Annotated in this window: 10 protein-coding genes; 8 read left to right on the top strand and 2 right to left on the bottom strand. The window is 73.9% G+C overall.

What is annotated here, in order from left to right; translation table 11 throughout:
- Positions 1 to 156 precede the first annotated feature (156 nt).
- The 4 genes from ACIRPP_RS23750 to ACIRPP_RS23735 all read left to right on the top strand — a co-directional run bounded on the left by ACIRPP_RS23750 (position 157) and on the right by ACIRPP_RS23735 (position 6,512).
- The gene (locus tag ACIRPP_RS23750) at positions 157 to 2,031 is read left to right on the top strand and encodes an AMP-dependent synthetase/ligase (RefSeq protein WP_403646272.1); all 1,875 of its coding nucleotides are present in this window, start codon (positions 157 to 159) and stop codon (positions 2,029 to 2,031) included.
- A 331-nt stretch (positions 2,032 to 2,362) separates the two neighbouring features.
- A complete protein-coding gene (locus ACIRPP_RS23745; RefSeq protein WP_403646270.1) occupies positions 2,363 to 4,567 on the top strand; it encodes a SpoIIE family protein phosphatase in 2,205 nt (734 codons plus the stop codon).
- 27 nt (positions 4,568 to 4,594) lie between these two features.
- Positions 4,595 to 5,827: a radical SAM family heme chaperone HemW gene (gene hemW / locus ACIRPP_RS23740; protein WP_403646268.1), complete on the top strand. Its 1,233-nt coding sequence runs from the start codon at positions 4,595 to 4,597 to the stop codon at positions 5,825 to 5,827.
- A 100-nt stretch (positions 5,828 to 5,927) separates the two neighbouring features.
- Positions 5,928 to 6,512: a Uma2 family endonuclease gene (locus ACIRPP_RS23735; protein ID WP_403646265.1), complete on the top strand. Its 585-nt coding sequence runs from the start codon at positions 5,928 to 5,930 to the stop codon at positions 6,510 to 6,512.
- Here the strand turns inward: ACIRPP_RS23735 and ACIRPP_RS23730 are convergent.
- Positions 6,484 to 7,299 carry a DUF3097 domain-containing protein gene (locus tag ACIRPP_RS23730; protein WP_403646262.1) on the bottom strand — a complete coding sequence of 272 codons (816 nt, stop codon included), beginning with the start codon at positions 7,297 to 7,299 and terminating at the stop codon, positions 6,484 to 6,486. The genes ACIRPP_RS23735 and ACIRPP_RS23730 overlap by 29 nt on opposite strands.
- Positions 7,300 to 7,327: 28 nt before the next feature.
- Positions 7,328 to 8,053 carry an MBL fold metallo-hydrolase gene (locus ACIRPP_RS23725; protein ID WP_403646259.1) on the bottom strand — a complete coding sequence of 242 codons (726 nt, stop codon included), beginning with the start codon at positions 8,051 to 8,053 and terminating at the stop codon, positions 7,328 to 7,330.
- A gap of 166 nt (positions 8,054 to 8,219) precedes the next feature.
- Here ACIRPP_RS23725 and hrcA point away from each other — a divergent pair, with 166 nt between their 5' ends.
- The 4 genes from hrcA to ACIRPP_RS23705 all read left to right on the top strand — a co-directional run bounded on the left by hrcA (position 8,220) and on the right by ACIRPP_RS23705 (position 12,372).
- Positions 8,220 to 9,236, top strand: a complete 1,017-nt coding sequence (gene hrcA, locus ACIRPP_RS23720; RefSeq protein WP_164347040.1) for a heat-inducible transcriptional repressor HrcA — start codon at positions 8,220 to 8,222, stop codon at positions 9,234 to 9,236.
- Positions 9,236 to 10,372, top strand: a complete 1,137-nt coding sequence (gene dnaJ / locus ACIRPP_RS23715) for a molecular chaperone DnaJ (protein ID WP_164334967.1) — start codon at positions 9,236 to 9,238, stop codon at positions 10,370 to 10,372. Before hrcA ends, dnaJ begins: the two co-directional genes overlap by 1 nt.
- 189 nt (positions 10,373 to 10,561) lie before the next feature.
- Entirely contained in the window at positions 10,562 to 11,635 is a 1,074-nt protein-coding gene (locus ACIRPP_RS23710; RefSeq protein WP_403646254.1) for a nitronate monooxygenase, read from the top strand.
- Entirely contained in the window at positions 11,632 to 12,372 is a 741-nt protein-coding gene (locus tag ACIRPP_RS23705) for a 16S rRNA (uracil(1498)-N(3))-methyltransferase (protein WP_403646251.1), read from the top strand. The genes ACIRPP_RS23710 and ACIRPP_RS23705 overlap by 4 nt, the downstream gene beginning before the upstream one ends.
- The last annotated feature ends 111 nt before the right edge of the window (positions 12,373 to 12,483 follow it).

Genomic DNA, 12,483 nt, shown 5'->3' with positions numbered 1-12,483 from the left:
TCTCCGTGAAAAGTGTCGGGTCGCAGCCCCTTACGCGGGCGGCGGTCGGCCTTTACTCTGTCCGTGCTCGATAGTTACTCGCGAGTTAAACAACGGCGTGCGAGTGAACCCAGCCGCACTGAGCCAGCCGCACCGTAGCGGGCCCCGGAGGATGTCTTGAGCGACACACAGACTTTGATCGAGAACCGTCCGCCGAGCGTGGCGGCCCTCTTCCTGGAGCGTGTGGCGTCCACACCGGAGGCGGAGGCGTACCGCTACCCCGTCCCGGCCGCCTCCGGCACGGGCCCCGACGACTGGAAGTCGCTGACCTGGGCGCAGACGGCGGACCGGGTCACCGCGATCGCCGCGGGCCTGGTCGAGCTGGGGGTGAACCCGGAGGAGCGGGTCGCCCTGGCCTCCTCGACCCGGGTCGAATGGATTCTCGCCGACCTCGGCATCCTGTGCGCGGGCGCCGCGACCACCACGGTCTACCCGCAGACCAACGCCGACGAGTCCGCCTACATCCTGTCCGACTCGCAGAGCCGGGTGCTCGTCGCGGAGAACGCGGAGCAGGCCGCGAAGGCGGTCGCCAAGCGTGGCGAGCTGCCCGACCTGACCCGGGTCGTGGTCGTCGACGCCGAGGGCGTCGAGACCGACGACTTCGTGATCACCCTGGCCGAGCTGGAGCGCCGCGGCGCGGCCCGGCTCGAGAAGGAACCGGAGCTGATCAAGGAACGCGTCGCCGCGATCACCAAGGACCAGCTCGCCACCCTCATCTACACCTCCGGCACCACCGGCCGCCCCAAGGGTGTCCGCCTGCCGCACGACAACTGGGCCTACATGGCCCGCGCGATCCCCGCGACCGGCATGGTCCACGGCGACGACGTGCAGTACCTCTGGCTGCCGCTGGCCCACGTCTTCGGCAAGGTGCTCATCTCCGGCCAGATCGCGGTCGGCCACGTCACCGCCGTCGACGGCCGCGTAGACAAGATCATCGAGAACCTGCCGGTGGTCCAGCCGACCTACATGGCGGCCGTGCCGCGCATCTTCGAGAAGGTCTACAACGGCGTGGCCGCCAAGGCGAAGGCCGGCGGCGGCGCCAAGTACAAGATCTTCCAGTGGGCCGCCGAGGTCGCCCGCGAGTACGCCAAGGTCACCCAGGACAACTTCCGCCGCACCGGCACCGCGAGCGCGCCCCTCGGCCTGCGCACGAAGCACGGCATCGCCGACAAGCTGGTGTACGCCAAGATCCGCGACGCCTTCGGCGGCAACCTGCGCGCCTGCATCTCCGGCTCCGCCGCCCTCGCCCCGGACATCGGCTTCTTCTTCGCCGGCGCCGGAGTGCACATCCTGGAGGGCTACGGGCTCACCGAGTCCTCCGCGGCCTCCTTCGTCAACCCGGGCGAGGCCTACCGCACCGGCACGGTCGGCAAGCCGCTGCCCGGCACCGAGGTGCGCATCGCCGACGACGGCGAGATCCTGCTGCGCGGCCCCGGCATCATGGAGGGCTACCACAACCTGCCCGAGAAGACCTCCGAGGTGCTGGAGGAGGACGGCTGGTTCCACACCGGTGACATCGGTGAGCTGTCGCCCGACGGCTACCTGCGCATCACCGACCGCAAGAAGGACCTGATCAAGACCTCCAGCGGCAAGTACATCGCGCCCGCCGAGGTCGAGGGCCAGTTCAAGGCGGTCTGCCCCTACGTCTCCAACATCCTGGTGCACGGTGCCGACCGGAACTACTGCACCGCCCTCATCGCCCTCGACGAGGCCGCCCTCACCGCCTGGGCGGCGGACAACGGCATGGAGGGCAAGTCCTACGCGGACATCGTCGCCGCCCCGGCCACGGTCGAGATGGTCGACGGCTACGTCAAGCAGCTCAACGAGGGCCTGCAGCGCTGGCAGACCATCAAGAAGTTCCGTCTCCTGCCGCGCGACCTCGACGTCGAGCACGGCGAGATCACCCCGAGCCTGAAGCTGAAGCGGCCCGTGGTGGAGCGCGAGTACAAGCACCTCATCGAGGAGATGTACGAGGGCACGCGCGAGGCGTGACCTCCGCGTCGTGGCGCACGCGATGCCTCGTGGCGCACGCGATGCCTCGTGGCGCACGCGATGCCTCGTGGCGCACGCGATGCCTCGTGGCGCACGCGACGACGAACGAGGCGAGGCGGGGTCCCGGGCCGGTGCGGTCCGGGACCCCGCCCGTCGTTTCCCACCCTGATCGGAAGCGAACACCTTTCTGTCCGTTCCTGAGCACCCCGCGAGCACTGTTCCCTCTCCTGGCGGCCCACTTCGGTAACTCCTTGCTCATGGGCCGGGTCGGTCTGTCACCCTGTCGGCATCGATCGGCGTGTATTCGTACGAACTGCCCGGGGAGCTGCCCATGGGGGCCATTCCGACCCAACGGGAGACCACCTCGCGTGCCCATGGGGCGCCGGAGTGCGCGCGGGCGGACGCGACCCTGACCGGGAGCCCCCTCGCGCCCGGCTCCGCCCGCGCCGTGGTCCGGGCGGCCCTCGCCGAATGGACCGGACTCGCGCTGCCCGGCACCGAGCACCTCACCGGCCGCACCGGTGACGACGCCGAACTGATCGCCAGCGAACTCGTCACCAACGCCGTCGTCCACGCCGGGACGGACATACGGCTCACCTGCCGCCTGGAGGAGGGCACCGGCGCGCTCGTCGTCGAGGTCCGCGACCGGCACCCCTCGCGCGCCCCGCGCGGTGACGAGCCGGAGCCGGGCCCGCACCTCACGCTCGAACACGGGCGCGGCCTGCGCCTTGTCGCCGCGCTCTGCGAAGCCTGGGGGGTGACGTACCGGCCCGGCGAGAAGACGGTGTGGGCCCGGCTGCCGCCCGGGGGCCGCCCGGAGGCGGACGGCATCGAGGCGTACGCGGCCGAGGCCGCTCCGGCGCACGACCTGAGCCTGGCGCGGATGCTCGCGACCGGCACGCCCACGCCCACGGCCACGCCCACGGCCACGCCCACGGCCACGCCCATGGCGACGGGACCGTCGGAGCGGTCCGAGCCCTCGGAGACCGGCCCGGGGGACCCTGGGACCCTCCCGGCCGACGCGGGCCCGTGGAGTGCCGCCCCCACCACCCCGCGCGACGCCACGGACGAGCCGCCCCCGCACCCCCGCCCCGTCCCCGCCGCCCCCCTCGACGACTGGCCGGCCCGCCGGGAGAGCCACGACGGCGCCTGGCTGGGACGCGCCGCGCTGTCCTTCCTGGCCGAGGCGTCCGACCTGCTCGCCGGGCAGCTGGACGAGGACCTGGTCACCGCCCTCACCGGGCAGCTGATCGTGCCGCGGCTGGCCGACTGGTGCGCGGTGTGGCTGGAGGACGAGGCCACCCCGCACGGCGGCCGGAGCCGCAGCCGCCGGGGTGCCCACAGCAGCGGTCCGGCCCGCGTCTGGCACGCCGGCGAGCATCTCATCGAGGAACTGCGCCGCGCCCTGGAGCAGGATCCGCCGCCCCCCTGCGACCCGTTACGCCCCGGGCCCGCCCCCTACCGCTGGCCCGCGAAGGCCCTCGACACCGCCGACGGCGCGCCTCCCGGCACCGGTCTGCCTTCCGGCACCGGTCTGCCTTCCGGCACCGGCGCGCCTCCCGGCACCGGCGTGCGGGGCACCGCCCTCGCCTACCCGCTGCTCGCCGGGGGACGGCCCCTGGGCACCCTGGTCATCGGCCGGGCCGGCATCGACCGCTTCCCCGACGAGATCACCGGGCTCGTGGAGGACCTCGGCCGGCGCGTGGCGCTCGCCATCGGAGCCGCCCGCCAGTACGCCCGGCAGGCCACCATCAGCTCGGTGCTCCAGCGCGGGCTGCTGCCCGGCGCCGTCGCCGAGATCCCGGGCCTGCGCAGCGCGCTCGTCCACGAACCCTGCGACAAGGGCGGGCCCAGCGGCGACTTCTACGACCTGTTCCCGGCCGGCCGCGGCCGGTGGTGCTTCGCGGTCGGCGACGTCCAGGGCAAGGGCCCGGAGGCGGCCGTCGTCATCGGCCTGGTCCGGCCCTGGCTGCGGCTGCTGGCCCGCGAGGGCTACCGGGTCGCCGACGTCCTCGACCGCCTCAACCAGCTGCTCCTCGACGACGCCACCGAGGCCGCCGACGCCGCCGCCCGCGCCCTCGTCGCCGCCGGGGCCCGCCCCACCGCGCCCGGCGACGGACCCCAGACCCGCTTCCTGTCCCTGCTCTACGGCGAGCTGGTCCCCTTCGACGGCGGCGTGCGCTGCACCGTCGCCTCCGCCGGGCACCCCCTGCCGCTGCTCCTCGGCCCCGACGGCACCGTCCGCACCGTGGCCCGGCCGCAGACCCTGCTCGGGGTCGTCGAGGACGCCACGTACGACAGCGACTCCTTCGAGCTGCGCTCCGGCGACACCCTGCTGTGCGTCACCGACGGGGTCACCGAGCGGCGCTCCGGCTCGCGGCAGCTGGACGACGGGGACGGGCTCGCCCTCGCGCTGGCGAGCTGCGCCGGCCTGGACGCCGGGACGACGGTGGAGCGCCTCACCCGCCTCGTGCACGACTTCGGGGACGATCCGCCCGCGGACGATCTCGCCCTGATGGTGCTCCAGGCCGAGTGACCCCGCGGGTGCGGGACAATGGAGCACATGCCCTCCGCACTCCCCGACGGCGAGCCCGTCCCCGCCGACGGTGCCCTGCCCGCCTCCGCGCTCTCCGGGGCGGCCGGCCGGCCCCTCGGCTTCTACCTGCACGTCCCGTACTGCGCGACCCGCTGCGGCTACTGCGACTTCAACACCTACACCGCCACCGAGCTGCGCGGCACCGGCGGTGTGCTGGCCTCCCGCGACAACTACGCCGAGACCCTCGTCGACGAGGTCCGGCTGGCGCGGAAGGTCCTGGGCGACGACCCGCGCGAGGTCCGCACCGTGTTCGTCGGCGGCGGAACCCCCACCCTCCTCGCGGCGGGCGACCTGGTGCGGATGCTGAGCGCGATCCGGGACGAGTTCGGGCTGGCCGCCGATGCCGAGGTGACCACGGAGGCCAACCCCGAGTCCGTCGGCCCGGCCTACCTGGCGGCCCTCCGCGAGGGCGGCTTCAACCGGATCTCCTTCGGCATGCAGAGCGCCCGGCAGCACGTGCTGAAGGTCCTGGACCGCACCCACACCCCCGGCCGTCCCGAGGCGTGCGTCGCCGAGGCCCGCGCCGCCGGCTTCGACCACGTCAACCTCGACCTGATCTACGGCACCCCCGGCGAGTCCGACGACGACTGGCGGGCCTCCCTGGACGCGGCCGTCGGCGCCGGCCCCGACCACGTCTCGGCGTACGCGCTCATCGTCGAGGAGGGCACGCAGCTCGCCCGCCGCATCCGGCGCGGCGAGGTCCCGATGACCGACGACGACGTCCACGCGGACCGCTATCTGATCGCCGAGGAGGCCCTGTCGGCGGCGGGCTTCTCCTGGTACGAGGTGTCGAACTGGGCGACCTCGGACGCCGGGCGCTGCCTGCACAACGAGCTGTACTGGCGCGGCGCCGACTGGTGGGGCGCGGGCCCCGGCGCACACTCCCACGTGGGCGGGGTGCGCTGGTGGAACGTCAAGCACCCCGGCGCGTACGCGGCGGCCCTCGCGCAGGGCCGCTCGCCGGGCGCGGGCCGGGAGCTGCTGTCGGACGAGGACCGGCGGGTGGAGCGGATCCTGCTGGAACTCCGGCTGGAGGAGGGCGTCCCGCTGTCCCTCCTGCGGCCGGACGGCCTTGCGGCCGCCGAGCGGGCGCTCGGGGACGGGCTGCTCCGCCCGGCCGCGTACGAGGAGGGCCGGGCGGCCCTCACGCTGCGGGGGCGGCTGCTGGCGGACGCGGTGGTGCGGGACCTGGTGGACTGATCACTCGGCGGGCTGAATCACTGCGGGACGCGGGTCCGGTCCCTAACCTGGTCCGTAGGCTGCCGCCGAAAAGACGCGGCGGATGTGGAGGGCCACGGAGATGACCGCTGTGGACGAGCGTGGGATGACCAGGTTTTTCGAGGAGTTCGAGCCTCCCGAGGGGGTCAGGGTCGAGCTTCTCCGGGGGGAAATCGTGATGATGGCCAGTCCTGATCTGGTGCACAACCTCATCGTCGCGGAGGTGCAGGACCAGATCCCGCGCACGCACTGGGCGCGTGTCCAGACGCAGGACGTGGACATTCTCGACGAGGCGAGCGAGCCCGTTCCCGACCTGGTCGTCCTGCAGCCCGACCTTCTTCCCGCGTCAGGGCGCCTGCTGCCCTCAGGGATCATCACGATGGTCCTGGAGGTCGTCTCGAAGACGAGCGTGGACCGTGACTACGGCGTCAAGCGATCGATCTACGCCGCAGGCGGTGTGCCCGTCTATCTCATCGTCGATCCGGTCATGGCGCAGTGCGTCCTGCTGACCGACCCTGACGGCACGGGGGAGCAGGCCGACTACAAGCGGCAGGAGAAGACGAAGTTCGGCGACCCGCTGACGCTGGACGCCGTGGGCGTCGTCCTCGATACCAGTGGATTCGGGACTCTGCCGGGTGTCAGGCCTCACCGGTGGCCGTTGCCGTGACGAAGTCGATCAGCTGTTCGACCCGGCCCAGCAGCTCCGGCTCCAGGTCCTTGTAGGAGCGGACCCGGCCCAGGATGTGCTGCCAGGCCGCCCCGGTGTTCTCCGGCCAGCCCAGCGCCCGGCACACCCCCGTCTTCCAGTCCTGTCCGCGCGGCACCCGGGGCCAGCCGGGAATGCCGACCGACGACGGCTTCACCGCCTCCCAGACGTCGATGAACGGGTGGCCCACCACCAGCGCGTGCTCACTGGTCACGGCCTCGGCGATGCGCCACTCCTTGGAGCCCGGCACGAGGTGGTCGACCAGGACGCCCAGGCGCGCGTCCGGGCCGGGGGAGAAGTCCTCGACGACCGACGGCAGGTCGTCCACGCCCTCCAGGTACTCCACGACGACGCCCTCGATGCGCAGGTCGTCGCCCCACACCTTCTCGACCAGTTCGGCATCGTGCCGCCCCTCGACGTAGATGCGGCCGGCCCGGGCGACGCGCGCGCGGGCGCCGGGCAGGGCGACGGAGCCGGACGCCGTACGGCTCGGGCGGCGCGGCCCGGCGGCGGCCCGCACCAGCGTCACCGTGCGGCCCTCCAGGAGGAAGCCGGCGGGCTCCAGCGGGAACACCCGGTGCTTGCCGAAACGGTCCTCCAGGGTCACCGTGCCGGCCTCGCAGCGGATCACCGCGCCGCAGAAGCCGGTGCCGGGCTCCTCCACCACCAGGCCGGGCTCGGCCGGCACCTCGGGCACCGGGCGGGGCTTCTTCCACGGAGGGGTCAGGTCGGCGGAGTACTGGCGCATCCTGCCGACGATACGGGGCGGCCCCCCGTCACGGCCGGTGCGACACGCCGAACCGGCCCGCCAGGGCGTCGCGTTGGGCGCGCACGAAGGCCGCGTCGACCACCGCGCCGTGGCCGGGCACGTACCGCGCGTCCGCACCGCCGAGGGCCAGCAGCCGGTCCAGGGCGGCCGGCCAGCGGGACGGCACCGCGTCCGGGCCGGCCTGCGGGGCGCCGGACTCCTCCACCAGGTCGCCGCAGAAGACCACGGGCGGGTCGCCCGGGACCAGGACGGCGAGGTCCTGCGCGGTGTGCCCGGGACCCGCGTTCACCAGCACCGCCTCCCGGCCGCCGCCGAGGTCCAGGACCACCTCGCCGGACACCTCGTGCCCCGGCCGGACCAGCGTGTCCGCAGCCCCGGCCGCCTCCCGTTCGTCCAGCCCGTGCCGCACCGCGTCCGCGTGCAGCCCCTGCGCCGACCACGCCGCCGCCGGGCCGACCGCCGCGAACACCTCCGCGCCCGCGAACACCGCCGCCCCGAGGACGTGGTCGAAGTGGGGGTGGGTCAGCGCGAGATGCGTCACACGCCGCCCGGCGAGCGCCTGCGCCTCGGCACGCACCCGCGCGCCCTCACGCAGACTCGAACCGGCGTCGACCAGCAGCGCCCCGCCGGTACCGGTGACGAGTCCCACCGTGCAGTCCCACACCGGGAGGCGGCACCGGAGCACCCCCGCGGCCACTCGCTCCCATCCCGGCACGTCCCGATCGAAGGTCATACCGCGACGCTAGCGGGCAGAACGCCCACCTGCGCGAACCCGTCGGGCCGGGCCTTGCCCGGGGCGTACTCCCCGGCCGTACACTGGGCCGGGGAAGTCTGGCACTCGGATGCGAAGAGTGCCAGGACCAGGATCAGCGGCGCGGAAGGCTCTGGAGGTGTGCGCGATGCTCAGCGAACGCAGGCTCCAGGTGCTGCGCGCCATCGTTCAGGACTACGTGGGCACCGAGGAGCCGGTGGGCTCCAAGGCGCTCACCGAGCGGCACAACCTCGGCGTCTCCCCGGCCACCGTGCGCAACGACATGGCGGCCCTGGAGGACGAGGGCTACATCGCCCAGCCGCACACCAGCGCCGGGCGCATCCCCACCGACAAGGGCTACCGCCTGTTCGTCGACAAGCTCGCCGGGGTCAAGCCGATGAGCCCGCCCGAGCGGCGCGCCATCCAGAACTTCCTGGAGGGCGCGGTCGACCTGGACGACGTGGTGGCGCGCACGGTGCGGCTGCTCGCGCAGCTGACCCGGCAGGTCGCCGTCGTGCAGTACCCGTCGCTGACCCGCTCGACGGTGCGGCACGTGGAACTGCTCTCGCTCGCCCCCGCCCGCCTGATGCTCGTGCTGATCACGGACACCGGCCGGGTCGAGCAGCGCATGGTGGACTGCCCGGCACCCTTCGGTGAGGCCGCCCTGGCGGACCTGCGGGCGCGGCTCAACAGCCGGGTCGCGGGCCGCCGGTTCACGGATGTGCCGAGCCTGGTCGAGGACCTCGCGGAAGCGTTCGAACCGGAGGACCGGGGTGCGGTGTCGACCGTGCTCTCCACCCTCCTGGAGACGCTCGTCGAGGAGAACGAGGAGCGGCTGATGATCGGCGGCACCGCCAACCTCACCCGCTTCGGGCACGACTTCCCCCTGGTGATCCGGCCCGTCCTGGAGGCACTCGAGGAGCAAGTGGTGCTCCTCAAGCTGCTCGGCGAGGCGAAGGATCCGGGCGTGACCGTCCGTATCGGTCATGAGAACGCCCACGAAGGACTCAACTCCACGTCCGTCGTGTCGGTCGGCTACGGTTCGGGCGGCGAAGCAGTCGCCAAACTGGGTGTGGTCGGACCGACCCGCATGGACTACCCGGGAACGATGGGAGCGGTACGCGCAGTGGCACGGTACGTCGGACAGATCCTGGCGGAGTCGTAGTGGCCACGGACTACTACGCCGTACTCGGCGTGCGCCGCGACGCGTCGCAGGAAGAGATCAAGAAGGCCTTCCGGCGGCTCGCCCGCGAGCTCCATCCGGACGTCAACCCGGATCCGAAGACCCAGGAGCGGTTCAAGGAGATCAACGCCGCCTACGAGGTGCTGTCGGACCCGCAGAAGAAGCAGGTCTACGACCTCGGCGGCGACCCCCTGGCGCAGGCCGCCGGCGGTGGCGCGGGCGGCTTCGGGGCCGGCGGCTTCGGCAACTTCTCCGACATCATGGACGCGTTCTTCGGCACGGCGTCGCAGCGCGGACCGCGCTCGCGCACCCGCCGGGGCCAGGACGCGATGATCCGCATCGAGGTCGAGCTCGACGAGGCCGCGTTCGGGACCACCAAGGACATCCAGGTCGACACCGCCGTCGTCTGCACCACGTGCAGCGGCGAGGGCGCCGCGCCCGGCACCACCGCGCAGACCTGCGACATGTGCCGCGGCCGCGGTGAGGTCTCGCAGGTCACCCGGTCCTTCCTGGGCCAGGTCATGACCTCGCGCCCCTGCCCGCAGTGCCAGGGCTTCGGCACCGTCGTGCCCACGCCGTGCCCGGAGTGCGCCGGCGACGGCCGCATCCGCTCCCGGCGCACCCTCACCGTCAAGATCCCGGCCGGTGTCGACAACGGCACCCGCATCCAGCTCGCCGGTGAGGGCGAGGTCGGCCCCGGCGGCGGTCCCGCCGGCGACCTGTACGTCGAGATCCACGAGCTGCCGCACAGCACGTTCCAACGGCGCGGCGACGACCTGCACTGCACGGTGACCATCCCCATGACGGCGGCGGCCCTCGGCACCAAGGTGCCGCTGGAGACGCTGGACGGCATGGAGGAGGTCGACATCCGGCCCGGCACCCAGTCCGGCCAGTCGATCCCGCTGCACGGCCGGGGCGTCACGCACCTGCGCGGCGGCGGCCGGGGCGACCTCGTCGTGCACGTCGAGGTGCAGACCCCGTCCAAGCTGGACCCGGAGCAGGAGCGCCTGCTGCGGGAACTGGCCAAGCTGCGCGGCGAGGAGCGGCCCCAGGGGCAGTTCCAGCCCGGCCAGCAGGGGCTGTTCTCGCGGCTGAAGGACGCGTTCAACGGCCGCTGACCGGCGCCCCGGGACCGGTCCGTGACCGGTCCCGGCCCGGCCCCCGGCCGCTCCCGCGAGCCGCCCCCCGGCCGGTCCGAGCCTTCTCCGGCCCTCCCGCCGGACCTCCCCCCGACCTCCCGCCGAATGGAATGTGCCAGGGGGAAGGGCCCATTCGGACTCGTCCCGAGGACGTGACAACATGCCGTCATGTCCTCCGCGCTGACCGATCTCCTCCCGCACCCGATCGTGCAGGCCCCGATGGCGGGAGGGGTCGCCGTGCCGCGCCTCGCCGCCGCCGTGTCCGACGCGGGCGGGCTCGGGTTCCTGGCCGCCGGGTACAAGACCGCGGACGGGATGTACCAGGAGATCAAGCAGCTGCGCGGACTGACCGGCCGCCCCTTCGGCGTCAACGTGTTCATGCCCCAGCCCGAGACCCCCGACCCCGCCGCCGTCGGCGTCTACGCGCACCAGCTGGCCGGCGAGGCGACCTGGTACGAGACCGAGCTCGGCGATCCCGACAGCGGCCGTGACGACGGCTACGACGCCAAGCTGGCGGTGCTGCTCGACAACCCGGTGCCGGTGGTGTCGTTCCACTTCGGCGTGCCGGCCCCCGAGGCCCTCGAAGCGCTCCGCCGGGCCGGCACGTACACGCTGGCCACCGCCACCACCCCCGAGGAGGCCCTGGCGGTGGAACGGGCGGGCGCCGACGCGGTGATCGCCCAGGGCGCCGAGGCGGGCGGCCACCAGGGCACCCACCGGGACGCCCCCGAGGCCGACGGCTCCGCCCTGGGACTGCTGTCCCTGCTCGCCCAGGTCCGCGAGACCGTCTCGATCCCCGTGGTCGCCGCCGGGGGCATCATGCGCGGCAGCCAGATCGCCGCGGTGCTCGCCGCCGGGGCCGACGCCGCCCAGCTCGGCACGGCCTTCGTCGCCACCCACGAGTCCGGGGCGCACGAGGCGCACAAGCACGCCCTCACCGACCCCCTCTACGCCCGCACCGAGCTGACCCGGGCCTTCTCCGGCCGCCCGGCGCGCGCCCTGGTCAACCGCTTCCTGCGGGAGCACGGCCCCTACGCGCCCGCCGCCTACCCCGACGTCCACCACCTCACCGCGCCCCTGCGCAAGGCGGCGGCCAAGGCCGGTGACCCGCAGGGCATGGCGCTGTGGGCGGGCCAGGGCCACCGGCTGGCGCGGGACCTGCCCGCCGGGCAGCTGGTGGAGGTGCTGGCCGCCGAACTCGCCGCCGCCCGGACAGCGTTGTCGGACGGGGGCGCCCGATGACCGCGCCGGTGTTCGTCGTCGACGGCTTCGGCACCGACCCGGCGGGCCGGTACGTGCTGGACGGGCCGGAGGGACGGCACGCCGTCTCCGTGAAGCGCCTGCGGGCCGGCGAGAGCGTCGTCCTCACCGACGGCGCGGGCCGCTGGGCCGAGGGCGAGGTGGACGGGACCGAGGGCAAGGACCGGCTGCTCGTGCGGCTCGGCGACGTCGTCACCGAGGAGCCCGGGTCGCCGCGCCTCACCGTCGTCCAGGCACTGCCGAAGGGCGACCGGGGCGAGCTGGCCGTCGAGACGATGACCGAGGTCGGCGTCGACGCGATCGTGCCGTGGGCGGCCTCGCGCTGCATCACTCAGTGGAAGGGCGAGCGCGGGCTGAAGTCCCTCGGCAAGTGGCGTGCCACCGCGCGCGAGGCGGGCAAGCAGTCCCGCCGGGTGCGCTTCCCCGAGGTCGCGGACGCGGCCACGACCAGGCAGGTCGCGGAACTCCTCGCCGGCGCGGACTTCGCGGCGGTGCTGCACGAGAGCGGCACCGAGCCGCTGGCGACCGCCCCGCTTCCCGCCGCCGGTCACATCGTGCTGGTCGTCGGCCCCGAAGGCGGCGTGTCCCCCGAGGAGTTGGAGCTGTTCGCCGGGGCCGGCGCGCGGGTGTGCCGGCTCGGACGGAGCGTGCTGCGCACGTCGACGGCCGGCACGGCCGCGGCGGCCCTCCTGCTCGGCCGCACCGGCCGCTGGGGCTGACGGGGCCCTGCCGGGGGTCGCCGGTCGCCGGATCCGGCCGCCGCGACCCGGCTGCCCAAGGGTCCGCCCTGAGATCGCGTCGTCCTGCGCCCGGTGCCGGGGGGTTCGGCT

This window comes from Streptomyces sp. NPDC101219 (assembly GCF_044767675.1).
Lineage (GTDB): Bacteria > Actinomycetota > Actinomycetes > Streptomycetales > Streptomycetaceae > Streptomyces.
The sequence above is the reverse complement of the archived record's forward strand: the minus strand, read 5'-3'. Positions and strand labels throughout refer to the sequence as shown.

Excerpts from the sequence above, each read along its gene's own strand:
- ACIRPP_RS23745 (WP_403646270.1), top strand. The coding sequence starts at position 2,363 with ATGGGGGCCATTCCGACCCAACGGGAGACCACCTCGCGTGCCCATGGG.
- hemW (WP_403646268.1), top strand. The coding sequence starts at position 4,595 with ATGCCCTCCGCACTCCCCGACGGCGAGCCCGTCCCCGCCGACGGTGCC.
- ACIRPP_RS23735 (WP_403646265.1), top strand. The coding sequence starts at position 5,928 with ATGACCGCTGTGGACGAGCGTGGGATGACCAGGTTTTTCGAGGAGTTC.
- ACIRPP_RS23730 (WP_403646262.1), bottom strand. The coding sequence starts at position 7,299 with ATGCGCCAGTACTCCGCCGACCTGACCCCTCCGTGGAAGAAGCCCCGC.
- ACIRPP_RS23725 (WP_403646259.1), bottom strand. The coding sequence starts at position 8,053 with ATGACCTTCGATCGGGACGTGCCGGGATGGGAGCGAGTGGCCGCGGGG.
- hrcA (WP_164347040.1), top strand. The coding sequence starts at position 8,220 with ATGCTCAGCGAACGCAGGCTCCAGGTGCTGCGCGCCATCGTTCAGGAC.
- ACIRPP_RS23710 (WP_403646254.1), top strand. The coding sequence starts at position 10,562 with ATGTCCTCCGCGCTGACCGATCTCCTCCCGCACCCGATCGTGCAGGCC.
- ACIRPP_RS23705 (WP_403646251.1), top strand. The coding sequence starts at position 11,632 with ATGACCGCGCCGGTGTTCGTCGTCGACGGCTTCGGCACCGACCCGGCG.